Source organism: Pseudomonas sp. Con_6 (assembly GCF_059379395.1).
On record NZ_CM182011.1, the window covers coordinates 4,800,195 to 4,825,084 of the forward strand.

The 24,890-nt window shown below is 62.6% G+C and carries 27 protein-coding genes; 19 read left to right on the forward strand and 8 right to left on the reverse strand.

Annotated elements, in window-relative coordinates:
• Positions 1–20 precede the first annotated feature (20 nt).
• Positions 21–1,028 (reverse strand): helix-turn-helix domain-containing protein, encoded by a 1,008-nt coding sequence (locus tag AC5QPF_RS21320; RefSeq protein ID WP_494959761.1) that lies wholly within the window; start codon positions 1,026–1,028, stop codon positions 21–23.
• Between the two features lie 111 nt (positions 1,029–1,139).
• Between AC5QPF_RS21320 and AC5QPF_RS21325 the strand changes: the two genes are divergently transcribed.
• The 17 genes from AC5QPF_RS21325 (at position 1,140) to AC5QPF_RS21405 (ending at position 17,693) form a co-directional block, all read left to right on the forward strand.
• The gene (locus AC5QPF_RS21325; protein WP_494959762.1) at positions 1,140–1,946 is read left to right on the forward strand and encodes an alpha/beta fold hydrolase; all 807 of its coding nucleotides are present in this window, start codon (positions 1,140–1,142) and stop codon (positions 1,944–1,946) included.
• Positions 1,947–2,132: 186 nt separating this feature from the next.
• A complete protein-coding gene (locus AC5QPF_RS21330) occupies positions 2,133–3,104 on the forward strand; it encodes an MBL fold metallo-hydrolase (RefSeq protein ID WP_494959763.1) in 972 nt (323 codons plus the stop codon).
• An 840-nt stretch (positions 3,105–3,944) separates the two neighbouring features.
• Positions 3,945–4,889 (forward strand): LysR substrate-binding domain-containing protein, encoded by a 945-nt coding sequence (locus tag AC5QPF_RS21335; protein WP_494959764.1) that lies wholly within the window; start codon positions 3,945–3,947, stop codon positions 4,887–4,889.
• A complete protein-coding gene (locus tag AC5QPF_RS21340; RefSeq protein ID WP_494959765.1) occupies positions 4,886–5,149 on the forward strand; it encodes an EexN family lipoprotein in 264 nt (87 codons plus the stop codon). Before AC5QPF_RS21335 ends, AC5QPF_RS21340 begins: the two co-directional genes overlap by 4 nt.
• A 234-nt stretch (positions 5,150–5,383) precedes the next feature.
• The gene (locus AC5QPF_RS21345; protein WP_494959766.1) at positions 5,384–7,381 is read left to right on the forward strand and encodes an IncP-type conjugal transfer protein TraG; all 1,998 of its coding nucleotides are present in this window, start codon (positions 5,384–5,386) and stop codon (positions 7,379–7,381) included.
• Positions 7,378–7,854, forward strand: coding sequence for a CopG family transcriptional regulator (locus AC5QPF_RS21350; RefSeq protein WP_494959767.1), 477 nt, complete (start codon positions 7,378–7,380; stop codon positions 7,852–7,854). The genes AC5QPF_RS21345 and AC5QPF_RS21350 overlap by 4 nt, the downstream gene beginning before the upstream one ends.
• Entirely contained in the window at positions 7,851–8,930 is a 1,080-nt protein-coding gene (gene trbB / locus AC5QPF_RS21355; RefSeq protein WP_494959768.1) for a P-type conjugative transfer ATPase TrbB, read from the forward strand. The genes AC5QPF_RS21350 and trbB overlap by 4 nt, the downstream gene beginning before the upstream one ends.
• Positions 8,917–9,303: a TrbC/VirB2 family protein gene (locus tag AC5QPF_RS21360; protein WP_494959769.1), complete on the forward strand. Its 387-nt coding sequence runs from the start codon at positions 8,917–8,919 to the stop codon at positions 9,301–9,303. Before trbB ends, AC5QPF_RS21360 begins: the two co-directional genes overlap by 14 nt.
• A complete protein-coding gene (locus tag AC5QPF_RS21365; RefSeq protein WP_494959770.1) occupies positions 9,300–9,569 on the forward strand; it encodes a VirB3 family type IV secretion system protein in 270 nt (89 codons plus the stop codon). Before AC5QPF_RS21360 ends, AC5QPF_RS21365 begins: the two co-directional genes overlap by 4 nt.
• Before the next feature lie 11 nt (positions 9,570–9,580).
• Positions 9,581–12,031 carry a conjugal transfer protein TrbE gene (gene trbE, locus AC5QPF_RS21370; protein ID WP_494959771.1) on the forward strand — a complete coding sequence of 817 codons (2,451 nt, stop codon included), beginning with the start codon at positions 9,581–9,583 and terminating at the stop codon, positions 12,029–12,031.
• Positions 12,028–12,765, forward strand: coding sequence for a P-type conjugative transfer protein TrbJ (gene trbJ, locus AC5QPF_RS21375; protein WP_494959772.1), 738 nt, complete (start codon positions 12,028–12,030; stop codon positions 12,763–12,765). The genes trbE and trbJ overlap by 4 nt, the downstream gene beginning before the upstream one ends.
• Positions 12,766–12,777: 12 nt before the next feature.
• Entirely contained in the window at positions 12,778–13,104 is a 327-nt protein-coding gene (locus tag AC5QPF_RS21380; protein WP_494959773.1) for a hypothetical protein, read from the forward strand.
• Entirely contained in the window at positions 13,101–14,468 is a 1,368-nt protein-coding gene (gene trbL / locus AC5QPF_RS21385) for a P-type conjugative transfer protein TrbL (protein ID WP_494959774.1), read from the forward strand. The genes AC5QPF_RS21380 and trbL overlap by 4 nt, the downstream gene beginning before the upstream one ends.
• Positions 14,469–14,486: 18 nt before the next feature.
• Positions 14,487–15,191, forward strand: coding sequence for a conjugal transfer protein TrbF (trbF, locus tag AC5QPF_RS21390; RefSeq protein WP_494959775.1), 705 nt, complete (start codon positions 14,487–14,489; stop codon positions 15,189–15,191).
• Positions 15,188–16,180, forward strand: coding sequence for a P-type conjugative transfer protein TrbG (trbG, locus tag AC5QPF_RS21395; protein WP_494959776.1), 993 nt, complete (start codon positions 15,188–15,190; stop codon positions 16,178–16,180). The genes trbF and trbG overlap by 4 nt, the downstream gene beginning before the upstream one ends.
• 2 nt (positions 16,181–16,182) lie before the next feature.
• Positions 16,183–17,451, forward strand: coding sequence for a TrbI/VirB10 family protein (locus AC5QPF_RS21400; RefSeq protein WP_494959777.1), 1,269 nt, complete (start codon positions 16,183–16,185; stop codon positions 17,449–17,451).
• Positions 17,448–17,693, forward strand: coding sequence for a DUF2274 domain-containing protein (locus AC5QPF_RS21405; RefSeq protein ID WP_494959778.1), 246 nt, complete (start codon positions 17,448–17,450; stop codon positions 17,691–17,693). The genes AC5QPF_RS21400 and AC5QPF_RS21405 overlap by 4 nt, the downstream gene beginning before the upstream one ends.
• A 292-nt stretch (positions 17,694–17,985) precedes the next feature.
• On the opposite strand, the gene AC5QPF_RS21410 is transcribed toward AC5QPF_RS21405, so the two are convergent.
• Both AC5QPF_RS21410 and AC5QPF_RS21415 read right to left on the reverse strand, forming a co-directional pair.
• On the reverse strand, positions 17,986–18,309 hold the full coding sequence (locus AC5QPF_RS21410) for an I78 family peptidase inhibitor (protein WP_494959779.1): 324 nt from the start codon (positions 18,307–18,309) through the stop codon (positions 17,986–17,988).
• 138 nt (positions 18,310–18,447) lie between these two features.
• A complete protein-coding gene (locus AC5QPF_RS21415) occupies positions 18,448–18,750 on the reverse strand; it encodes a hypothetical protein (RefSeq protein WP_494959780.1) in 303 nt (100 codons plus the stop codon).
• Positions 18,751–18,937: 187 nt separating this feature from the next.
• Between AC5QPF_RS21415 and AC5QPF_RS21420 the strand changes: the two genes are divergently transcribed.
• Complete coding sequence (locus tag AC5QPF_RS21420; protein WP_494959781.1) at positions 18,938–19,198, forward strand: hypothetical protein; 261 nt, start codon at positions 18,938–18,940, stop codon at positions 19,196–19,198.
• Here the strand turns inward: AC5QPF_RS21420 and rbsK are convergent.
• From rbsK to AC5QPF_RS21445, 5 genes are read right to left on the reverse strand one after another with little or no spacing between them, the layout of a single operon-like run.
• The gene (gene rbsK / locus AC5QPF_RS21425) at positions 19,143–20,051 is read right to left on the reverse strand and encodes a ribokinase (protein WP_494959782.1); all 909 of its coding nucleotides are present in this window, start codon (positions 20,049–20,051) and stop codon (positions 19,143–19,145) included. The two genes, AC5QPF_RS21420 and rbsK, sit on opposite strands and share 56 nt — an antisense overlap.
• 9 nt (positions 20,052–20,060) lie before the next feature.
• Positions 20,061–21,083 carry a substrate-binding domain-containing protein gene (locus AC5QPF_RS21430; RefSeq protein ID WP_494959783.1) on the reverse strand — a complete coding sequence of 341 codons (1,023 nt, stop codon included), beginning with the start codon at positions 21,081–21,083 and terminating at the stop codon, positions 20,061–20,063.
• A 4-nt stretch (positions 21,084–21,087) separates the two neighbouring features.
• A complete protein-coding gene (locus tag AC5QPF_RS21435) occupies positions 21,088–22,077 on the reverse strand; it encodes an ABC transporter permease subunit (RefSeq protein WP_494959784.1) in 990 nt (329 codons plus the stop codon).
• On the reverse strand, positions 22,074–23,618 hold the full coding sequence (locus tag AC5QPF_RS21440) for an ATP-binding cassette domain-containing protein (RefSeq protein ID WP_494959785.1): 1,545 nt from the start codon (positions 23,616–23,618) through the stop codon (positions 22,074–22,076). Before AC5QPF_RS21440 ends, AC5QPF_RS21435 begins: the two co-directional genes overlap by 4 nt.
• Positions 23,615–24,568: a substrate-binding domain-containing protein gene (locus AC5QPF_RS21445; RefSeq protein WP_494959786.1), complete on the reverse strand. Its 954-nt coding sequence runs from the start codon at positions 24,566–24,568 to the stop codon at positions 23,615–23,617. The genes AC5QPF_RS21440 and AC5QPF_RS21445 overlap by 4 nt, the downstream gene beginning before the upstream one ends.
• On the opposite strand from AC5QPF_RS21445, the gene AC5QPF_RS21450 reads away from it, so the two are divergent.
• Positions 24,531–24,887 carry a hypothetical protein gene (locus AC5QPF_RS21450; RefSeq protein WP_494964292.1) on the forward strand — a complete coding sequence of 119 codons (357 nt, stop codon included), beginning with the start codon at positions 24,531–24,533 and terminating at the stop codon, positions 24,885–24,887. The genes AC5QPF_RS21445 and AC5QPF_RS21450 overlap by 38 nt on opposite strands.
• The last annotated feature ends 3 nt before the right edge of the window (positions 24,888–24,890 follow it).

Below are 24,890 nucleotides of genomic sequence, written 5' to 3' on the forward strand. Positions count from 1 at the left end.
GTGGCGGCTACAGTATCGAGTTACGCCATCCGCCTCTTCTCTTGCCAACGTTTGTAGTTCATGGGAGACATGCCCATCTGCTGGGAAAATGCACGCCTGAATGATGCCTCGTCAGCGTAGCCACACTGAGAGGCCACCTGTTTGACGCTCGCTCCCGGTATGTCCAAGAGCATGCACGCTGTCTCTATGCGAACGCGCGTTATGAAGGACTTAGGCGACTCACCCACCAAATCCTTTAAGCGGCGATGGAGTGTGCGCTCGCTCAGATTTAAGGCTACAGCAAGTTCCTCTGCTGTAATTTCAGGTTTTACGTGCCGTACGATTTGCTCCGCTTGCAGCAGGATGGGTTCGGAAGTGTTCACGAAGCCCCTGGGAGCGAAGACGGCTTGAGGCAATGACTGCGTATCTGCTACAGCAATATCGGCGGCCAACTTGGCGATTTCCTTACCAGCCAATCGTCGGATCATGTGCAACGCAATGTCAATCCATGACAGGGGCCCTCCTGTTGTGACAATACGATCCTCTTCCTCAATCGCCGCACCCCATGCAATGTTTGCCTTTGGGAACCGTCGCTTAAAAGAATGGTGCAACCACCAAGTTGTGGTGCAGCGCCTGCCGTCGAGTAAGCCTGCTTCGCCAAGAACAAAAGTTCCTGCACAAGCCCCTGCGATCCAAGCACCGCTGTCGTGACACTGCTTTAGCCACTTAGCGGTCTCACGGACTGACTGGGTAAGAGGCGGCAAGCCGTCTTCGCCGAGAGCCATTCCCGCAATAAGTACGGCATCGTAGATGTCAGTGCCCTGGAACGCAGCGTCTACCTGAATCAGCTTGCCGGTCGGATCGCGCACAGGGAGACCATCCACGCTGACAACCCGAGTGTCTAGCGCGAAGCCCGGAGGAGCAACGATCCCTTGACTTGGCCCTTCTGGAGCAGAGCGGAGGGCTTGGCCTGTCATCCAAAACATGTCAGACAGCCCCGCGACTGCTGACAACATGCTGCCCTCAAGCGCAACGATGGCAATTCGCATAGTTCACCCCCTTTGGTGGCGAATTTTGCACGAATATTGGCTAGTTCGCCACCTGTACTGTAGCACGGTGCCTGCATAGAATCTTGATGGAAAGGTGTTTTGGGCTGATATATGGACTGGCGAAAAGCGAAGCAGTGGACAAAATCTGCCGTGACCAAAAAGTTAGTCACGATTTTGGGGTTAATCATGATCAGTGCAAGCTCTCATTCTCAAGAAAAAAATGTTGAGCCGAGGGTTGATGCAATCGTGCTAGTGCATGGAGCATTTGCAGATGGATCAGTTTGGATGCCTGTTATCGAAAAGCTGCAAGCGAAAGGCTATGAGGTGACGTCTGTCCAAATCCCATTAACTTCCCTTGCTGCTGATGTTGCAAGTACCGAGAGGGCTATTCGGCGGAAAAATAAAGATGTTTTGCTCGTAGGTCATTCTTGGGGCGGAGCGGTAATTTCCCAGGCGGGCAATCTTCCGAATGTTGCAGGCTTGCTTTACTTGTCGGCGTTGGCACCCGACACAAAAGAGTCCGTTAATTCCATGCTTCAGGTTTTGGGTGCCCCATTGCCGGCATTTAAGACGGACGAGGCTGGTTTTGCATGGCTCGATGATGCGCTCGCTTATAGAGCTGTAATGGCGGGGGATGTTCCCCAAAGTCGCGTTGATCAGTTGGCTGCTGTACAAAAGCCTTTCAATACACACAGCTTTTCTCAGCCAGTCGATAACGCTGCATGGCGAAAGAAGCCGAGTTGGTATTTGGCCACCAACAACGATCATGCTTTACCAATTTTTGTTCAGGAGGCCATAGCGCATCGGATAAATGCCAAGCTCACACATGTCACTACCAGTCATCTTTCGATGATTGCACGCCCAGACGATGTCGTTGAATGGATTGATAACGCTGCGAAAGAGTCAGCGCGCCATTAGGTGCGAGATCACGAATGCGCGAATGATGTCTGTGTTTTAGAGAAGTGATGCTGCTCAAATCGATGCATAAATAATGTGCTTTGCTTTACGAAAATTCAGCAGTGCCTCCGAGAGCGGCGCGATATGCATTGCGATCTCGCGGATTACACTGGTTTTTAATTTCCCAATGAGAGAAAGGGATTCGATATGAAACGCCGCAACGTTCTTAAGGTGATTTCGTCTATTTTGGCGTTGTCCATGACGCCTGCATTGCCCGCCCTTGCGCAATCTGCTCCGAGTTTCGGGTTGCCCGCGCTCCCACAAGAGCGTGTGCACCGCGTTAAAATGGGCGATGTCGAAATCATAGCTCTGTACGATGGTGCAACACGCCTGCCATTGCACGAGCGGTATGTGTCAAATGCCCCCTTCGGCGAAGTAAAGAAATTGGCTTCAGCTCAGGGCCTCAGCACCGAGTATGTCGAACTGACATTCACGGCTTACCTGATTGTTTCCGGCTCGCGCCACATTCTTCTCGATACTGGCCTAGGTGAGTTCGGATCACCAAAGGAGACCACCGGAAAGTTACTCGAAAGCCTCCGGCTTGCCGGTTATAAGCCGGAGGATATTGACACTATCTTGATATCGCACTTCCATGCGGATCACATTAGCGGGCTGAGAGATTCAGCCGGTAAATTTGTCTATCCCAACGCGAAGGTTTGGGTTCCCACACCCGAGTATGACTACTGGATGAGTGATGCCAACATGCAGGCAGCCCCCCAACAACGAAAGGGTGCGTTCGATATCGCCCGACGCGTCTTTGTTGGCATGCCTGAAAGCATGCTGAATAAATTCGAGCCAGGCAAAGAGGTTGCCCCTGGAATAATTTCTAAAGCGGCTTATGGCCATACTCCGGGGCACACAGCCTTCGAGGTTACGTCCGGCGGGAATTCGTTCTACTACATCGCCGACATGATTAATGTTCCTGCGTTCTTCGCAACCCATCCTGAGTGGATGGTGGCGAGTGACATTGATCCGAATAGCGCACTTAAAGTTCGGCAGGAGTTTCTGGAAATCGTTGATAAATCTAACCCATTGGTTGGCGGCTTCCATTTCCCCTTCCCAGGCGTGGGGCACCTGAAAGCCCAGTCCGTTGGCTACAAGTTTTATCCCGTGAACTGATTTCATGCAGCCACTCTTACGGCATCTAACGCGATAGTCGATGCCGTAAGTTTTGGCCAAGATGTTCTAAGTGACTCCGCGACGGACGAGTCTGGCGAAATACGGCGAATATCTACATCACTATTCGCGGTTTGCAGACTCGACTCAATATTTCCGAGCTGCAGGTTAAGACTCGCCAGGATCTGCTGTCGACGGTCAGTCTACTTAATGCTTACAGGCTAGGCAGTAACGAACTAAGGCTTGTGATGCTGGCGTTCCCCGAGGTACGCATCGAAGCGAACTGGGGACAGCCGCGCCGATTCCCGCGACGCCGAACATCGCCAGCATAGGTCTCCGGCCGACTTGCTCCAGCGTTGCCCCAATCTCATCGTAGCCGAACATCAGCGGTGGCAACGAACGTCAAGTTTTTCGCTAAGCGGCGCTGAGAAGCGCCACCGCGATTCCGAAAGGCAATCTGATCAGCAGCAGGGGGCCAGGCCGCTCGTTCTGTGCTGCCGAGGATATTGAAAACGCCTTTCAGCGTTTGTCAATCGAGCGGAACTTGCTACGACGCTAACACGAGGCGAGTCATCGCTTTCCCTGCGCGGCAATCCTCTTTAACGGCATATGAACATGGAGTGACGAGCCGAATTAACGTGCTGCACGCGGTTGAACACCTTGTGAAGCGAAGGGAGCAGACCGAATCGATGCGTGCTGCTACTGCGGTGTTCAGAACGCTCCGAGGCGGTTGGCAACCTCTGTCCTCAGAAGTCATAGAGGCCCGGTGATGCGCTAGCGATCCACGTTACTCGCGTCAATGGGCACGCTAAGACGAGGCACTGCGATCTAAAAGGGGACTATATGGAATTACGACATCTGCGTTGCTTCGTCGCCGTTGCGGAAGAACTCCACTTCGCTCGCGCAGCGGAAAGGCTGCACATCGAGCAATCACCTTTATCTCGCACAATAAAGGAACTGGAGGAAGATCTGGGGGAGCAGTTATTTATCCGCTCCAGCCGAAGCACTCGCCTGACACGGGCGGGCAAGCTGTTTCTAGAACATGTGCCGCGCGTGTTCACCGCCTTGCAACAAGCCCGCGACAGTGTGCAAGCGGCATCCAACGGCTTCCACGGCCAGTTGCGCATTGCGCTATCGGATGGAATCACTCCGTCGCGCCTGTCGGCTTTGCTGGCAACGTGTAGACAGGAGGAGCCCGAAGTGGATATTCGGCTATTCCAGGTGACGCTGTCCCAGCAACTCAAGGGTCTGCAAGACGATCTGTACGACGTTGGGTTTGCTCAATCCGATGAAGTGGGTGAAGGCATATCGGCCGAGGAAGTATGGAGTGATCCGCTCATGGTGGCTGTGCCCGCGCGGCATCACCTACTCAAGCACAAGCGAATCCCATTGGATGAATTGTTGCAATTTCCGCTCGTGCTCTGCGATCCACTGGCGTGCGAAGGCCATGCTCGCCAAGTGGAACGCATGCTGCGTCGATCCGACCGTGAGCCGCTGATCGCTGAACGTGTCGCTTCGTTTGAGCTGATGATGGTGGTCGTTTCCGCTGGCTTCGCCTTGGGTCTAGCTGGCTTGCCGCATATCGTGGCGGGCCGGGACTGCGGCGTCGTGGCCCGGCCGTTGGCGGGGCGCTCCCCTATGTTGACCACCTACCTTCTGCGGCGCGAAGGAGAAGAGTCCGAGGTGCTGACCCGATTCGTCGAACGGGTACAGGCAATCGACTTGCCCGAAGGCGCAAGGCACGTGCCGCCGGCCGAATCTGAACCTCAGGAGGAGATCGAGCTATGAAGCGAACGATCCCATTGCTTCTGGCTGGCGTGCTCACGGCCTGCGGCCCACCTGAGACGCCCAAGCAGGCCAACATCCCGACCGTCGAGGAGCTGGCTGCCGATCCCGCTCGTTTGAAGGAGTTGCGTCAACGGTGCAAGACCGACCGCGTGACGCTTGGCGACATGCTCTGCAACCGCGCGGCAGAAGCCACGCGCAAGCGGTTCTATGGGGACGGCACCACTCCCTATACCCAACCCGAGGCGTCACCGAAGTTCTGATCACTAGTCCTTCGCGAATTTTTTCCCGTCTTAACTCAACACGCCGCAGCGCGCCCGCGCCTGCGGCGTTTCTATTGGATTCGCTCCAGCCTGGAACGATGCATTTCGCATCATCTTGCTTCCGATAACGGTCTTTGACCGGCACTCACCCGGCACCGATCCTCCCTCCATGCGGCACGTCCCAGTGCCGCTTTTTGAACGAGGAATCAGCGCAGGGAAATCGGAGGCCAGTCAATGCAAGCTCAGGGCGTACTGTTCGGCCAGATCGCCGCCGTATTCGGCATCGTGATCGCCGGTGTGTGGAGTGCAACGCAATGGACAGCCGCCGCCCTTGGCTATCAACTACGCCTTGGCTCGCCGTGGTTCGACTTCTTTGGAACCCCGGTCTATCACCCTTGGCGGCTTTTCGAGTGGTGGTTCTTCTTTGATGCCTACGCGCCGCACATCTTCGATATCGGCGGGGCTATCGCAGGTAGCAGCGGCTTGGTGGCTGTGGCGGTTGCCATCGCTATGTCGGTTTGGCGCTCGCGACAAGCGCGCCTCGTCACCACCTACGGTTCGGCACGCTGGGCCGATGCGGACGACATACGCAAAGCTGGATTGATCCAGCCCGACGGGGTTTTCCTCGGGCTGCATCGCGGCCAATACCTTCGCCACGAAGGGCCCGAACACGTCCTGACCTTCGCGCCCACGCGTTCAGGCAAGGGTGTGGGCCTGGTCGTTCCCACATTGTTGAGTTGGCCCGCGTCCGTCGTCGTTCACGACATTAAAGGCGAGAACTGGACGCTCACCGCAGGCTGGCGTTCGCGGTTTAGCCACTGCCTCCTGTTCAACCCCACGGATGCGCAGTCGGCGGCCTACAACCCGCTGCTGGAAGTAAGGCGCGGCGCACACGAAGTGCGCGATGTGCAGAACGTCGCCGACATTCTTGTCGATCCCGATGGCGCACTCGAACGCCGGAACCATTGGGAAAAGACCAGCCACGCGCTGCTGGTTGGTGCCATCCTGCATGTGCTGTACGCGGGCGAGGACAAGACGCTGCGCGGCGTTGCGAACTTCCTCAGCGACCCGGCGTGTCCGTTCGAGCTGACGCTGCAACGGATGATGACAACGAAGCACTTGGGGGATGCGCCGCACCCGGTTGTTGCATCCGCTGCGCGCGAAGTGCTCAACAAGTCGGACAACGAGCGGTCGGGCGTGCTCTCCACCGCCATGTCGTTTCTCGGCCTGTACCGCGACCCGACCGTGGCCGAAGTCACGTCGCGCTGTGATTGGCGCATCGCCGACCTCATTTCCGCCGAGCACCCGGTGTCGCTCTATCTGGTGGTGCCCCCTTCCGACATCAGCCGCACCAAGCCGTTGATCCGGCTCATCTTGAACCAGATCGGGCGGCGGCTGACCGAATCGCTCGACGGCAGCGATGGCATCGCGCGTCGGCACAAGCTGCTGCTGATGCTGGACGAGTTTCCGGCGCTGGGACGCCTGGACTTCTTCGAGTCCGCGCTTGCCTTCATGGCCGGCTACGGCATCCGAAGCTTTCTCATCGCTCAGAGCCTGAACCAGATCGACAAGGCGTATGGGCAAAACCATTCCATCCTCGACAACTGCCATGTCCGGGTGACTTTCGCGACCAACGACGAAAGGACGGCGAAAAGAATTTCCGAAACACTCGGTACTGCTACCGAGCTTCGCGCACAGCGCAACTACGCCGGCCACCGGCTTGCTCCGTGGCTGGGGCACCTGATGGTGTCGCGTCAGGAAACCGCGCGTCCGCTGCTGACGCCCGGCGAGGTGATGCAACTTCCACCTGATGACGCCGTGGTCATGGTGTCCAGCGTCGCCCCGATCCGCGCAAAGAAGCTGCGTTACTACGCCGACGCCAATTTCAAGAATCGCCTCCTGCCACCGCCCGCGCTCGCCGTCGGGAGGTACGCCGACGTGCCGCCAGCCCGTCTCGACGACTGGAGCGGCTTGGCGATCCCGGCCGTACCTGCGGCGCAAGCCTCGGTATTCGCCGATGGCCTGGGCGGCACCGATGACGGCGGCCCGAGCCGCCAGCCCGAACTCTTCGAAATCGTCGCCTACGACCCCGAGCCGGATGCACGTGCAAACGACCTGGCGCTGCTCGATGACGACGACCTAGCGCTGCCACTTCCCGGCCAGCTCGACCCGGCCATGCAGCGCACGGCCCGGCTGGCTTCCCTCGACCCCAACGACGGAATCGACCTATGAGCCAATACCGACTCAACCTGTTCATCCAGCCCGAGCACGCCAAGCGCTTGGACGAACTGGCCGCCAAAAAGGGCGTGTCCAAGTCCTCCATCGTCGCAGCGGCCTTGGCGTCCTGGCTGTCGCCCGATGCTGGCGACCAGCGCGAGGCCGCCATCTCCAAGCGGCTGGATCGGCTGTCGCGGCAAACCGAACGGCTGGAGCGCGACCAGAACATCCAGATCGAAACATTGGCGCTCTTCATTCGATATTTCCTGACCGTCAGCACGCCGGTGCCCGAGGCCCATCAAGACGCGGCTCGCGCCCAGGGCAAGGCGCGCTTTGAGCAATTCGTCGACCAGTTGGGCCGCCACCTGTTGCGTGGCCGCAGCCTGGTGCGCGACGTGGTGGAGGAACTGCACCCCGACCCGATGCGGATGGATGACGCAGCCGCGATGGCGTCCGCCCATGAAGGAACTGCCGAGCGTGCGTCATGAGTGCCGTTCCACAGATCCCGCCGGAACCTCACTCATCCGTAGCAGCGTCCCAGGATCGCCGCATCCAGATGCTGCGCACGGCAATGGGGCCGCTGATCGCCGCTGCGCTCGAAGACCCGGATGTAGTGGAAATCATGCTCAACCCCGATCGCACCCTTTGGGTGGATCGGTTGTCGTCGGGTCGCTCGCCGCTGGGCGTGGAGCTGCCCGAGGCCGATGGTGAACGCATCATCCGCCTGGTCGCCGCGCATGTCGGCGCGGAGGTGCATCGCGGCCAGCCGCTCTTGACCGCCGAGTTGCCGGAAACCGGAGAGCGTTTCGAGGGCATCCTACCTCCGGCCGCCCCGGGGCCAGCCTTCGCGCTGCGCAAGCGGGCCGTGAGCATCATCGGCCTGGATCGCTACGTGGCCGACGGCATCCTGACCGCTGGGCAGGCCGAGTTCCTGCGCCGCGCCGTGCGGGAGCGGCAGAACATCCTGATCGCCGGCGGCACCAGCACCGGCAAGACCACGCTGGCGAACGCGCTGCTGGCCGAGATCGCCGCCACAGGCGACCGCGTGCTGGTGCTCGAAGACACCATCGAACTGCAATGCGCGGCCCGCGACCATGTGCCGCTGCGCACCCGCGCCGGCGTCGTCACCATGACCGAGCTGGTGAGGGCCACGATGCGCCTGCGGCCTGACCGCGTGATCGTCGGCGAGGTGCGCGGCGGCGAAGCCCTCGACCTCATCAAAGTGTGGGGCACCGGCCACCCCGGCGGCATTGCCACTATCCATGCCGGCTCCGCGCTGGGCGCGTTGCTGCGCCTCGAACAGTTGATTCTCGAAGTCGCTGTGAATCCGCCGCGGGCGCTGATCGCCGAGGCGGTCAACGTCGTCATCAACATCGCCGGACGCGGCCGCAAACGCCACGTCGAAACCATCGCCCGTGTCGTCGGCTTCGATGGCACCGGCTATCGCTTGGCGGACGCATTGGAAACGCCGTTTCCCGAGCTGAGGCCGATTCCTCTCGCAGCCGACGCCGCTGCACATCCCCGTCCCCCAACCAACTTGGAGAACTGTCATGACACACGTTGATTCTTTCCGCTTTTTCGTAAATCCGCTTCCTCTCCTATCCGGCCTGGCGCGGCTGCCCAACCTCGTCCGCCCTGCGGGGCAGGGATTGCTGCTGGCCGCGCTGCTGCTGTTGTTGGCGGGCACGGCGCAAGCCGCCGGTTCCTCCATGCCGTGGGAGGGGCCGTTGCAGTCGATTCTGGAGTCGATTCAGGGGCCGGTGGCACGCATCGTTGCGGTCATCATCATCATTGCCACGGGTCTGGCATTGGCTTTCGGTGACACGTCGGGCGGCTTCCGCAAGCTGATCCAGATCGTGTTCGGTCTGTCCATCGCCTTCGCCGCGTCCTCGTTCTTCCTGTCGTTCTTCAGCTTCTCCGGCGGGGCCGTCATATGAGCGCGGGCAACGATCTCCCAGGCTTCGAGGTGCCGCTGCACCGCTCGCTGACCGAGCCAATCCTGCTGGGAGGAGCGCCGCGCACCGTGGCAATCGCCAACGGCACATTGGCGGCCGCCGTCGGCCTGGGCCTGCAACTGTGGATTCCCGGCGTGGTGCTCTGGATTGTCGGCCACTCGCTGGCCGTATGGGGGGCGCGTGTCGATCCTCAGTTCATGCAGGTCTTCGCGCGGCACATCAAACACCGCCCGCTTCTGGACGTGTGAGGGAGAACGCCATGCTGAACCTTGCCGAATATCGTCAGCGCCCGGCCTTGCTTGCCGACTGGCTGCCCTGGGCCGGGCTGGTCGCGCCGGGCGTCGTCTTGAACAAAGACGGCAGTTTCCAGCGCACGGCGCGCTTTCGTGGCCCCGACTTGGATAGCGCCACGCAAGGCGAGTTGATCGCCGCATCAGCGCGACTCAACAACGCGCTGCGCCGGCTGGGTGCGGGCTGGGCGCTGTTCATCGAGGCCGAACGCCGGCCAGCGGCGGACTACCCGCACTCCGACTTTCCCGAACCATTGTCCTGGCTGGTGGACGAGGAGCGCCGCGCCGCCTTCGAGGAATCGGGCCACCACTTTGAGAGCGGCTATCACCTGACGCTGGCGTTTCTGCCGCCCGAGGAATCCCGCGCCCGCGCCGCCAAGCTGCTGTACGAGAACGCACCCGGCGACGGCGTGGACTGGCGCGGCCGCCTCGATGCCTTCGCGGCGGAAACCGATCGCGTGTTCGACCTGCTTGATGGCGTGATGCCGGAAATCGCCTGGCTCGATGATGCCAAGACGCTGACCTACCTGCATGCGACCGTCTCGACACGGCGCTACCGCATTGGCGTGCCCGAGGTGCCTTTCCATCTGGACGCGCTGCTGGCCGATTCCGCTCTGGTCGGCGGCCTGGCGCCCATGCTGGGCGACTTGCACCTGCGCGTGGCATCGGTGCGCGGCTTTCCCAACTCGACCTGGCCGGGCTTGCTGGATGACCTCAACCGCCTGGGCTTTGGCTACCGCTGGAGCACGCGCTTTGTCTGCATGGACAAATCTGAGGCGGAAAAAGAACTCGGTCGTCTGCGCCGCCAGTGGTTCGCCAAGCGCAAGAACGTGGTGGCACTTCTGCGAGAAACGATCTTCCAGCAGGAATCGCCATTGGTGGACACCGACGCCAGCAACAAGGCCGCCGATGCCGACGCGGCCTTGCAGGAGCTTGGCAGCGATCAAGTGGCCTTCGGCTACCTCACCGCCACGGTGACGGTACTTGACGCCGACCCGGCTGTGGCTGATGAGAGGCTGCGCATGGTGGAGCGCGTCATTCAGGGGCGCGGGTTCGTCACCATCCCAGAAACGCTCAACGCCGTGGATGCGTGGCTTTCGTCCATTCCGGGCAACGCCTACGCCAACGTGCGCCAGCCCATCGTTTCCACGCTGAACCTGGCGCACATGATGCCGCTGTCGGCAGTGTGGGCCGGGCCGGAGAAGAACGACCACCTCGACGGCCCGCCGCTGATCGTCACCCGCACCGATGGCGCTACGCCTTTTCGTTTGGTCACGCACATCGGCGACGTGGGGCACACGCTGGTCGCCGGGCCGACTGGCATGGGCAAGTCGGTGCTGCTCGCCATCTTGGCCATGCAGTTCCGGCGCTATTTCGGCTCGCGGATCTTCGCCTTCGACATGGGCCGCTCGATGCGCGCCACCATCCTGGGCCTGGGTGGCGAGCACTACGACTTGGGCGCGGATAGCGGCATCGCGTTCCAGCCGCTCGCCCGCATCGACGGCGAGGGCTACCGTTCATGGGCCGCCGAATGGGTGGAAGGTCGCCTGCTGCATGAAGGCGTGACAGTTGGCCCGGACGAGAAGGCGGCCATCTGGTCGGCGCTCGGCAGCCTCGCCGGTACTCCACCGGAACAGCGCACGATGACCGGGCTTTCCGTGCTGCTGCAATCGAACGCGCTACGCCAGGCGCTGTCGCCCTATTTGCTCGGCGGCGCGCACGGCAAGCTGCTGGATGCCGACCGCGACCGTCTAGGCATGGCAGACGTGCAGGGCTTCGAGATGGAAGAACTGATGCACAGCCCCGCCGCCGTGCAAGCGGTGCTGCGCTACCTGTTCGCCCGCTTCGATGCGCGTTTCGACGGTGCGCCCACGCTGCTGATCCTCGATGAAGCGTGGTTGTTCCTCGATGAACCGTCCTTCGCGGCGCGCATCCGGCAATGGCTCAAGACGCTGCGCAAGAAAAACGTGTCGGTGATCTTCGCCACGCAGAGCCTTGCGGACATCAAGGATTCGACCATCGCGCCCGCGATCATCGAAAGCTGCGCGAGCCGGATCTTTCTCCCCAATCCGCAGGCCACCGAGCCGCAGATTCGCACGATCTACGAAGGCTTCGGCCTCAACAGCCGGCAAATAGAAATCGTCGCCACCGCGCAGCCCAAGCGTGACTACTACTACCAATCGCGCCTGGGAAATCGCCTGTTCGACCTCGACCTGGGGCCGGCCGCGCTCGCCTTCGCGGGCGCATCCACACCGCACGATCAACGCGACATTGACCGCGTGCTGATGCAGGCCGGCGCTCCCGGCTTCGCCGGTGCGTGGCTGCGCCATCGCGGCCTCGATTGGGCCGCCGACCTGCTGCCGTCCTCACCGGCGGCGGTTTCTTTCATTTCCCAGCCACGACAGGAGAACCTGCCATGAAGCCCCGTGTGCTTTCCGTTTCGCTCGCCGCCGCGCTGGCCGGCTCGCTGATGCTCGCCCAGCCAGCGGCGGCACTTACCTTCGTTGATCCCGTCAACTTGGTGCAGAACACGCTGACTGCCATCCGCACGCTGGAACAGATCAACAACCAGATCAACCAGCTTCAGAACGAAGCGCAGATGTTGATGAACCAGGCGCGCAACCTGGCGAATCTCGACTTCAACATCGTCAACCGGCTGCGCTCGACGCTCGCCACGACCGAACGCCTGATTGCCGAGGCGCAAGGACTGGCCTACGACGTGCAGAACATGGATCGGGAATTTGCCCGTCTGTACCCACAGCAGTACGCGGCCACTGTCAGCGGCGACCAGATGCTGCGCGATGCCCGCGAGCGGTGGACGAACACGCTTGACGGCCTGCACACCGCGATGCAGATGCAGGCGCAGGTGTCGCAAAACCTGGCGCAAGACGAAAGCGCGCTGTCCGACCTCGTGAGCCAGAGCCAGTCGGCCACAGGTGCCTTGCAGGCCATGCAGGCGACCAATCAGCTTCTCGCCTTGCAGGCGAAGCAGTCGATCCAGGCCCAGCAGCTCCAGATCACGCAAGATCGCGCGGCCTCGCTGGAACTGGCGCGGCAGGCGGCGGCCACCGAGCGCGCTCGAGAAGTGCGGCGGCGATTTGTCGGCACCGGCACTCCGTACACGCCGCAGCGCGTGGATTTTTATTCCAACTGACGGGAGACGGCCATGCGATGCGCTCCTGTCCTGCTGGCCGTGCTGCTGATCGCGTGCGGCCAGCAGCCGGCCGAAGACCTGCCCGCCACCCTGGCCGCCGATCCGGTTCGGCTCAAGGCGCTACGGGCGCAATGCGCGGCCGACCGGCCAACTGTGGGCGAAGACGCCTGCCGCGCCGCCGCTGAAGCGTTCCGGCGGCGCTTCTTCGCCGGCCACACCGGGCCGGACGAATACCGGATGCTGGCAGAACTGCCGCCGATCCCGGCGAGCTTCGACACGCCCGACGACGACGCGCCGGAAGGCGAGGCGCCGCGCGCCGCTACGGAGGACACCCCATGAACGACGTGACCATCATAGACCGCTTCCTCGATACGTTTTCGCGCTACATCGACTCCGGCTTCGGACTACTACAAGGCGAAGTGGCGTTCCTGACAGCCACGCTCATCGTCATCGACATGACCATCGCCGGGCTGTATTGGGCCATGAGCCACGCCACAGGCCAGGGCGAGGACGTGATTGCGAAGCTGCTGCGCAAGGTGCTCTACGTCGGCGCATTCGCTTACATCATCGGCAACTTCAACTGGCTGGCGAGCATCGTGTTCCGTTCGTTCGCTGGCTTGGGGATCACCGCTACCGGCTCGGCTATCACGATGGAGAACTTCCTTCAGCCGGGCCGGCTGGCGAAGACCGGCATCGACGCTGCCGCGCCGATTCTGGAACAGATCGGGGAGATGGCTGGGTTCCCCGAGGTGTTCGTGAACCTCGACCCCATCGTGGTGCTGTTCATCGCCTGGTTGGTGGTGATCCTCTGCTTCTTCGTGCTGGCGGTACAGCTTTTCATCACATTGATCGAGTTCAAGCTGACCACGCTCGCCGGCTTCGTCTTGGTTCCGTTCGCTCTCTGGAACAAGACGAGTTTCCTGGCGGAAAAGGTGCTCGGCAACGTGGTGTCGTCGGGCATCAAGGTCTTGGTACTGGCCGTCATCGTCGGCATCGGCTCGGGCCTGTTCGCGGAGTTCCAAGTTCATCCCGACGAGCCTTCCATCGACCATGCGCTGGTCGTAATGCTGGCCTCGCTCGCGCTGCTGGCGCTGGGCATCTTCGGCCCTGGTATCGCCACGGGTCTCGTATCCGGTGCCCCGCAGCTCGGCGCGGGCGCGATGGCGGGGGCTGCGGTCGGCGCGGTTGGCACCGGCGTTGCCATTGGTGCAGCCGCAACCGGCGTGGGCGGTGCGGTCATGGCCGGGGCGCGCATGGCACCGACCGCCGCGAAGCTGGCCGGCGCGGGTGCCCGTGCCGCCACGTCGGCGGCCGGCAGCGCCCGATCGGCGTTCCAGGCCGGTTCCGCTGCGGCCGGCGGCGGTGCCAAGGGCGCGGCCGCTGGCCTCGGCAATGTCGCCAAGACTGGCGCACAAGCCGCAGGCCGCCGCGTCGTCTCTGGTGCTTCCACTGTTGGGCAGAAAGTGGCCGATTCCTTCCGCGCTGATAGGAACGGCACAGAAGCCGGCAGCGACGGTGCTGGCCCCGGCCAGACCGCAGACGGCACCGCAGGCTCGCAGAAGCAAGAGCAACCGGCCTGGGCCAAGCGGATGCACCGCCGCCAGCAGGCCACCCATGCCGCGACCACTGTCGCCCACACGCTGCGCGGCGGCGACGGCGGCGGCTCCGGGCAAGGCCCGAGCCTACGGGAATCCGATACCTGACCTTCAAGGAGAACACCCATGCGATTCAAACGACCGCAGGTGCGCTACGCCGATACGCCGCAGCCTGCCACCCCGTATCAAGCCGCCGCCCAGGTGTGGGACGACCGTATCGGCTCCGCTCGCGTGCAGGCGAAAAATTGGCGTCTGATGGCCTTCGGCTGCCTGGTGCTCGCGCTGTTGATGGCCGGCGGCCTGGTGTGGCGCTCGGCGCAGTCCATCGTGACGCCCTATGTCATCGAGGTCGATCAGTCCGGGCAGGTGCGCGCCGTGGGAGAGGCCGCCACGCCGTACCGGCCCGGCGACGCGCAGATCGCGCACCACCTGGCGCGCTTCGTGACGTTGGTTCGCTCGCTGTCTATCGACCCCATCGTGGTGCGGCAGAACTGGCTCGATGCCTACGACTACACCACCGACAAGGGCGCGGCGGTGCTCAACGACTACGCCCGCACCAATGACCCATTCGCCCGCATCGGCAAGGAATCGGTGACGGTGCAGATAACCAGCGTGGTTCGCGCCAGCGATACGTCTTTCAACGTGCGCTGGACAGAGCAGCGCTATGTCAACGGTGCGCCCGCCGGCACCGAACGCTGGAACGCCGTGCTTTCGACTGTCCTGCAAACCCCGCGTACCGAACAGCGCCTGCGCAAGAACCCATTGGGTATTTACGTCAATGGCCTGTCATGGAGCCGCGAACTGGATTCTTCCGAAGGAGCCAAACCATGAAACTTCGTTTCCGCCTTTATGTTTTTCCTCTGATTTTGCTGGCCCTCGCGGGCTGCGCCTCGCAGGGCAAGCCGCCGCCGTCCATCTCGCTCGATGAGCCGGTGCTGGCCCAGCCGTTGCCCGAACCGCCCAAGCCCGTCGAGGTCGTCGCTGTTCCTGAACCGCTGGCGCTACCGGCGCAGTTGAAGCCGCTACCGGAACTCGATGAGGCCTCCGTTGGGCCGGAGCCGACCGATGAAAAGGTGCGCGTTTCCCGTGCCAATGCAGAAGCGCGAATCGCGCCCACGCGCGAGGGCTACGTCAACGCGATTCAGGTATGGCCGTTCACCGATGGGGCGCTTTATCAGGTCTATGCGTCGCCGGGGCGCGTGACGGTGGTCTCGCTACAACCGGGCGAGGAACTGGTGACGGTCGCCGCCGGCGATACCGTGCGCTGGATCGTGGGCGACACGTCCAGCGGCGGCGGGGCCGATCTGCGCGTGAATGTGCTGGTCAAGCCCATCCGCTCGGGCCTGAAAACCAATCTCGTCATCACCACCAGTCGGCGTACCTACCTGCTGGAGCTGACCTCGACCGAGAAGGCATGGATGGCGTCAGTGTCCTGGGACTACCCGAAAGACCGGATGCTCGCTTTGCAGCGCCAGGCGCAGGTAGCGCAGGCAACAACGCCTGTCGATACGGGCCTGTCACTGGACAAGATCCGCTTCCGCTACGCGGTATCGGGCAGCAACCCGCCTTGGAAGCCACTGCGCGCCTTCGATGATGGAGAGAAGGTCTATATCCAGTTCCCGCCGGGCATCGCCCAGGGCGAGCTGCCGCCGCTGTTTGTCATCGGCGCGCAGGGCGACGGGCAACTGGTGAACTACCGTTTCCGCTCGCCGTACTACGTCGTCGATCGCCTGTTCGGCGCGGCCGAACTGCGGCTGGGCGGCGATGGCGGCGACGTAGTGCGGATCGAGCGCACCGATGGCGTGGCTCGGAGGAACTGACCATGAGCCAGGATGACACCTCCGACCTTGCCGCCCCTCAGGCGGACAAAGTAGCGCCGGAGGCAGTAGCGCTACGCGCCCAGCCGCGTCCAGTTACACGCCTGAACCGGCGCACGCTGGCCGTCCTTGCGGGCATTCTGGCGGTAGCCGTGCTCGGCGCGCTGATGTGGTCGCTGCAACCGCAGCGGCGCGCCGCAGGCGAGCAGACCGAACTTTACAACGTCGATCGCGTGTCGAAGTCGGAGGGACTTGATGCGCTGCCGACGGACTACTCCAAGTTGCCGTCTGCTGTCCCCGAACTAGGGCCACCGCTACCGGGAGACCTTGGCCCGGCCATCGTCAAGTCGCAGCAGCCGGCGACGGCCGCTTATGCGGCCCCAGGCCACGACCCGAACGATGCCCTGCGCAAAGAAGCCGAGGCGGCTGCGGCCTCGTCTGTGTTCTTCCGTTCGGGTGGGGAGAATGTGGCGCCGGTAGGCCAGACACAGGTGGCCGCCGCGCCGGGTTTCGCCGCCAATTCGGCGTTCGACCCGCTGGCGGCCGGGCCGGCTTCGACGGCGGCTCAGCCCGCCGACCCGACGGCCGTGCAGAACAGGCAAGACCAGAAGGAGGCGTTCCAGCAAGCCGGAACCACGGAAACCCGTAATTCCGGCAACCTGCAAATGCCCGCATCGCCTTATCAGTTGATGGCCGGAACGGTGGTCGCCGGCGCGCTGGTCACGGGCATCAAGTCGGACTTGCCCGGCGACGTGATCGCCACGGTGACGGAGCCGGTCTATGACACAGCCAGCGGGCGCTACCTGCTGATCCCGCAAGGTTCCCGCATCCTGGGCAAATACAACAGCCAGGTTAGCTACGGGCAGAGTCGCGTTCAAGTCGTGTGGAGCCGGATCATTCTGCCGGACACGTCTTCGCTCACGCTCGACAATCTGGCCGGCACCGATCCGGCCGGCTATGCCGGGCTGGAGGACGGTGTGGACTATCACTGGGGCCGCATCTTCGCCGGTGCGGCACTGACCACGCTTTTGGGCGTCGGTGCCGAGCTGGCCGCGCCGGAGAACCGGCAGGATGGTGATCGCGTAATCATCGCTGGGCGCGACAGCGCGCAGGACAGCATCAATCAGGTCGGCCAGGAGATGACCCGGCGCAATCTCAATATCCAGCCGACCTTGACCCAACGGCCGGGCCTGCCGGTTCGCATCATCGTCAACCGGGATTTGGTGCTACGACCGTACCAGCCGCTGTTCTTCAACCGGGGGACTTCACAATGAGCACGACCAAGAAACTGCGACTCGGCCCGCTGCCGAAGACCGAGAGCACCAAGCTGACTTTCGTTTGCCCGACCAGCTTGAAAGCCGACCTCGACCGCTACGCCGCACTACACGCGCAGGCGTATGGCGAGGCTGTCGATGCGGCGACGCTAATCCCGCATATGCTGGAAGCGTTCATGGCTGGAGATCGGGGATTCAGGAAGGGGAGCACGAGCAAGACTGAGCCTCCGAAATCGAGTTGATGATGTCGGCGCAGCCACCACTGCCCAGAATGAAAGCGCAGCCTGCGGGCTGCGCTTTCGCTTTTGAGGAAGTCTTGTGGCAACTCAAGGCGTGATATCGATGCGATCTTGCACGCTGCGGCGCTCTTACGCTTTCTATCGCGAAGCGCCTATACGACACCTAGCTTGAAAAACGGCAACGACACGGAGAAGCCAGAAATTGGCCTAACCTGTTGTCCCACAAGCCCTATCGCCGCGCTGCATCACTCACCTAGGAGCTTGACAGCGGACATTTTTTATGCCTGCGTGCCGGTCAGCCGCAGTTGACCCGACTGACCACGCCCTTGCCGTCGACGTGCATGTTCAAGCGTTCGGAGCGGTACTCCAAGGTGATCACGTCGGTCGGCTTGAGGATGCGGGCCAATTGCGAGCCGCTGGCCTTGCGTGCCTGCTCCAGCAGATCGGCGGAAGCCGGCTTGCCCACGGCGAAGTCAGCGCCGCTGGCATCGCAACGACCATCGGTGGTCGCGGCCGCTTCGGGCTCAGGCGCTTTCGAGGCGCTGCCGCCGCCGCTGCTGCAACCTGCCAGGATCGCGGCGGCCAGCAGGGTTACCAGTGATGCACGCATGGGAAACATGAATTCTCCTTAGGGATACGGATGCCGTCTTGTCCGACAGCACTTGATGCCGATTGTTGCAAAAGCGGGTGAGTCTGCCTGACTCCCCAGCCCAGGGGAAATGGTAATCGTGTCCGGATTTTGCATCCGCGCACCGTATCAATACAGATCAATATAGTCGCTGACAGGCTTTGGCCAATTCTTCTGCAAGGCCTTGAACACCTGTTGGACCCAGCGCTCGTCCTCGGCGGCAACAGGCCCGACGCAGCCGGAACCAGCCGCCCAGGTTTCCAGACGAAACAGCAGCCCCTCGAGCTGGGCACCGCCGACCACCTCTGACAACCAGGCCTGCCCGCCGCAACTGACCCGCAACTGGTTGTGTCTTGCGCCGTTACCACTGGCGATCAACTGGCGCACCTGTTCAAGGGTGAATTGCTGCGGATCGTTGAGATCAATGTTCATACTAGGGTCCTGCAGGGCAAAAATACCGATAGTTTGCCACGCCAACGCCCTTATGCCTAAGTCGCAGAGCCCCCGGCCGACAGGGCTGGTTAAACTGAAGTCATCGCGGTGATACTTGGCCCACAGCCGCCGAAGCGCCACTGACCCGGCGTTAATCCCCTCCCGTACGGGCCGCTCCGAGACCACCATGACCAGCCACAGCATCGATGCCGACATCAAGGTGAAATGGCCCGAAGGCCAAAGTGCCTACAGCCCGGGAACAGCCGAAGAACTTACTCTTATCGCGATCGATCTGCTGGTCAAGGAAATGGGCAGCGATGCTGCACGCGCCTTCATCAATCAGGTCTTCGAGCGCTACCGACACGAGCCGGTGGCCGCGCCGTCACAAGCCCTCACACCCCGAGCTCAGCCAGCTCCGGAATCGACGGTTGAGCCCCTGCGCGAGTGACCGAGATCGCCGCAGCACGCTGACCAAACAGAATCGCGTCGCGCTCACTACATCCCCGAGCCAGCGCGGCAGCGAAACCTCCGACGAAGGTATCCCCTGCTGCCGTGGTGTCCACCGCCTGAACCTCGGATGCGGCGAAGTGCTCGCTACCTTCCGCGCCCACCCGCAACACCCCTTCGGCGCCGAGCGTCACGATCACCCGGTCGACACCCAGGTCGCGCAGGTGCACGCCCACCGCCTCGGCCGATGGAAGATCCGTCACCGGAAGGCCCGTCAGGGCGGCCGCCTCGCTCTCGTTGGGAATCAGGTAGTCGATATTGGCCAGCCACTCCAGCGGTAGCGGACCGGTGGCCGGCGCCGGATTGAGAATCACCGTCTTGCCCAGGGCACGCCCCCGCGCCAAGGTGTGGGCCACTGTCTGATGCGGGACCTCCATCTGGCAGACGATGACATCAGCCCCCTGAAGCAAAGCGTCGAAACGCGCGATCGAGGGAGGCAACAAGCGACCATTGCTGCCGGCGATGATGACGATTGCATTCTGACTGGCTGCATCCACCACGATCAGCGCCACACCACTGGAGACGCCGGGCACCACTTCCACAGCCTGGCTATCGATACCCTCGGCCAACAGCCCATCGCGCAATAGCTGGCCATAGGCGTCATCGCCGACACAACCAATCATCGCCACCGACGCCCCGAGACGGGCAGCCGCGACCGCCTGGTTGGCACCCTTGCCACCGGGAACCGTGGTGAAGCTTTCCCCGGCCAGGGTCTCACCCGCCCGCGGCAGACGCTCGGCGCGGGTCACCAGGTCCATATTGAGACTGCCCACCACCACTACCCTGCCTTGCATGTCATACCTTCAACGCTGGTCGCTGAACAGATCCGGGCTAGGCCCGGTGGATTCGCGCAGGACGATCTTCGGCGCAACGATACGCTGCTCCACCGCCACAGGCCCCGGCCCGGTGATACGCCGCAAGAGCACCGACGCGGCCATTTCCCCCAGATCGCGGATGGACTGCCCGACGGTGGTCAGTGCCGGGTAGACGTACTGGCACATCTGGATATCGTCGAAACCGATCACCGAGAGCTCGTTCGGCACGCTGATGCCATGCTCAGCCGCAGCACGCAGCACACCCATGCCGATCATGTCGTTGCCGGCGAATATCGCCGTGGGCCGGTTGCCACTTAGCAGGTGAGCCGCCGCGTCATAGCCGCCGAGGCTGGTGAAGTCACTGTTCACCACCCTCCCTACCTTCATCGTCACCCCTGCCTCGCCCAAGGCACGCTGGAAGCCGGCCAGACGCAGGGTCGCCACGCTGGTGTCGGCTGGCCCGTTGATACAGGCGATGTCCGTGTGCCCCAGGTCGAGAAGGTGTCGGGTCGCCAGGTAGGCGCCTTGTTCATGATCGATGCGCACCAGGTCGGCATCCACGCCTTCCAGCGCCCGATCGAGGATGACCATGGGCGTGCGCACGCAGGAAAGACTGGCGAGCAGGTCACGGTCCTCGCCCACCGAAGCGACGATCAGGCCGTCGATGCGCTTTTCCAGTAGCACCCGCAGGTAGCTGCGCTGCTTCTGCGGGTTGTCGTCGGAGTTGCACAGGATCACGCAGTAGCCATTGCGCTCGCAGGCATCCTCGATACCCCTGGCCAGCTCGGCGAAATACGGGTTGACGCTGTTCGGCACCAGCAGGCCGATGGTCGCCGTGCTGCGCGCCTTGAGCGAACGGGCCACAGCGCTGGGCACGTAGTCGAGTTCGGCGATGGCCGCTTCCACCTTGAGCCGCACCGGCTCGCTGACAGGACGGGTCTTGTTCAGCACGTGGGACACGGTGGTGTAGGAAATGCCGGCCAGTGCGGCGACGTCTTTTATGGTTGCCATGCTTTCAGTTCCGCCGGCCTGCACGCCGACTGCGGTAGGTGTCGAGGATCACGGCGATCACGATGACCGCCCCGGTGATGATGCGCTTGCTCGGTTCGGAGGCGCCGATCTGTGCCAGCCCCGCCGCCAGTACCGATATGATGAGTACGCCGAAGAAGGTGCTGATGACCGAGCCGCGCCCGCCCATCAGGCTGGTTCCGCCGATGACGACTGCGGCGATGACCTGCAGTTCCAGTCCTGATCCGGCATTGGGATCAGCCGCTTCAAGGCGCGAAATCTGAAACAGTGCGGCGAGCCCGGCGAGCAATCCCATGAGGGCGAAGACCAGGATCTTGTACGGGCGCGGGTCGACCCCGGCCAGACGCACGGCCTCCTCGTTGGTGCCTATGCCGATCAGGTAGCGGCCAAACACCGTACGCGCCAGTACCAGCTGCGCCAGTGCGATCACCGCCAAGGCGATCAAGAAGGACGGCGAAATGCCAAAGGCGATAGGCTCCGACAACCAGGCCAGCGCGTCGCCGATATAGGCCGTCCTTGAGTCGGTCAGTTGGTAGGCCGCGCCCCGGGCGATTTCCAGCACACCAAGGGACACGATGAAAGAGGGAATCCGCCACGCCACCGTGATCGAACCGGTCAACGCACCGACCAGCGCGGCACAAACCATGCCGAGCAGTGCGGCGGGCAGTACACCCCAACCCCAACCGAGCATTGCCACGCTGACTACCGAGGCGCCCAGGGCCAGCACCGAGCCCACCGAGAGGTCGATGCCGCCGACGATCAGCACAAAGGTCATGCCCACCGCCAGCACCATCAGGTCGGGGATCTGGTTGGCCAGGGTACTGAAGGTGGCGTACGACAGAAAATGGCTGCTAAGCAGGGAAAACAGGACCATCAGGCAGAGCAGGGCTCCCGCCAGACCAAGGTAGGTGTCCAGCGCCAGGCGGCTGCCGGAACGCTTGCCGTTGGCGGAAGAGGCAACTGAAGAGCTTTTCATGGCGATACCCCGGGCGCTGCGTCGGACAACAGAGCATTACGTTTCTGATAACCGGAGAACGCCGCAGCCAGCAGTTGATCCTGACTCCAACTGGAGCGCTCGAAGGTGTCCACCAGGCCCCCGGCGGACAGTACGCCTATGCGATCGCAGATCAGCATCAGCTCGCGCAGGTCGCTGGACACAACCACCAGCGCCTTGCCCTGCCGCGCCAGTTCGGCGAGCAACGCGTAGATATCCAGCTTGGCGCCGACATCGATGCCGCGGGTCGGCTCATCGAACAGCAGCACCTGACAATCACGCTCCAGCCAGCGTCCGATCACCACCTTTTGCTGGTTGCCGCCGGACAGCTCGCACACCGCCTGCTGCACCCCGGCAGTGCGGATGCGCAGGGTCTCGACCAGACGCTCGGCCAATTGGCGTTCACCGTCGTTGTCCAGCAGGCCGCCACGGGAGACCGCCTTGAGATTGCCCAGCACAAGGTTGGCGCTGACCGATTCGCTCAGGAGCAACCCCTCGCCCTTGCGGTCCTCGCTGACCAGGGCAATGCCATGCCGTACCGCCGCCATCGGCGAGTCGATCCGTTGCACCCGCAACGGATCACCCAGCGCGACCGTACCGCGATCGGCCCGGTCGGCACCGTAGATCAGGCGAAGCAATTCGGTTCGCCCGGCGCCCACCAGGCCACACAGGCCGAAGACCTCCCCGGCGTGCACTTCGAACGAGACATCGTTGACCTTGTCACCGCGTCCCAGTCCGCTTACCCGCAACAACGGCACACCGATGTGACGGTCCTGGGCCTCGATGTGCTCGCCCAGTTCGCGCCCCACCATCAGGCTGACCAGTTGCTCGCTGCTGTAGCGCTGGATCGGTTCGATACAGACCAGTTTCCCGTCGCGCAACACGGCGACACGCTGGGCGACACGCTTCAGCTCTTCGAGCCGGTGAGAGATGTAGATGATCGCCACCCCCTGCTGACGCAGCGCCTCGATCCGGGCGAACAGCAACTCGACTTCGCGCTCGGTGAGCATGGCGGTGGGTTCGTCGAGAATCAGCACGTGGCAATCGCCGATCAGGCTGCGGGCGATTTCCACCATCTGCTGGTGACCGACGCCCAGTTCGCCCACCGGCGTCTGCGGGTCGATCGCGTCCAGCCCCATCCGCGCCATGGCCTCCACGGCCTGCTGGCGCAGGCGCTTGCGATCGATCCAGCCCAGGCGTCCGGGCAGGTCATGCAGGAACAGGTTCTCCGCCACGCTCAAGGTCGGCACCAGGTTCAGCTCCTGCATGACCATGCGCACACCGAGGCGTTCGGCGGCGGCACGGCTGGCCGGGCGATAGGGCTCGTCGCGAAAGCGCATCTGCCCGGTGGTCGCAGGCTCAAGGCCACCGATGATCTTCGACAGGGTGCTCTTGCCCGCGCCGTTTTCGCCGGTGAGCGCCAGCACCTCGCCGCGCTGCAGGGTCAGGTCGATCCCTTCGAGCACCGGCTGGGCGTAGGTCTTGCCGACCCCGCTGACGGTCAACACCGCTTGCCCGCTCATTGCTGGCGCGTGATCAGGTCGACCGGTGTCTGGATGACATTGTCGGCATCCACCTCGGCTTTCTCGCCCTTGAGCATCTTCAGCGCGGCCTCGATACCGAACACGGCCTGGCGCGCGGCATACTGGTCGGCCGTGGCGAGCAGGCGACCATCGGCCAGCATCGGCGCGACCGCCTTGAGGTTGTCATAGCCCACCACCTGCACCTGCCCGGTGCGCCCGGCGGAACGCACCGCCGCAACCGCGCCCAGGGCCATGCTGTCGTTGCCGGCGAGCAACGCCTTGAGGTTCGGGTATTCGTTGAGCATCGCCGAGGCCACGGCATTGCCCTTGTTGATTTCCCAGTTGCCGGATTGCACCGCGACGATCTTCATCTGCGCCGCGTCCATCGCGTCCTTGAAGCCGGCGGTGCGCTGCTGGGCGTTGGTGGTGGTCGGCACGCCCTCGATGATGCCGACCTCGTCGCCCGCCTTCAGCCGCACAGCCAGGTAGTCACCCACCAGGCGCGCGCCCTTGCGGTTGTCGGGGCCCACGAACGGCACGCTCATGCCCTTGCCTTTCAGCACATCGGGGTCGAGGCGGTTGTCGATGTTGACCACGGTGATGCCGGCGTCCATGGCGCGCTTGATCACCGGGACCAGTGCCTTGGAATCCGCCGGGGCGATCACCAGGGCGTCGACTCCGGAAACGATCATCTGCTCGACGATGCGAATCTGGTTGCCGGTATCGGATTCATCCTTGATGCCGTTGGACACCAGGTCGAATTCATTGGCGTGTTCTTTCTGGTAGGCCTTGGCGCCATCTTCCATGGTGAGGAAAAACTCGTTGGCGAGTGATTTCATCACCAGTGCGACCTTGGGACGCTCGTCGGCGCGGACGGTTGACAGGGGAAAGGCAGCACAGAGGACAAGGAAGGTGGCAGCCAATATCCGTCCGGTGGAAGGCAAGTGCATGAAGTTTACTCCGCATTTTATGCTTTTTATCGGATCGCAAACGTTTGCGTTACCCCACTATGCGAACGGAACCGGGCTTTGTCAAATGTCCATAGAGGGACCGGCCGAGTACCGGAGCGGGGGAATTGTCGCTCAAACGCGCGGAAAACCGAACTTTTCATTGGAAATCATCCAGATTTCCGACAGCGAAATTGCCCTTCAAAGTCTAGGCAAAGGGCCATTTTTTGCGCCGCCCTACCGTCGATGGTCAAAACCTTGCAGATTTATTTTTGACGTCGTGCAGCAAAAGCACGGCGAAGCGGTCTCATTCGCTCTTTGAACC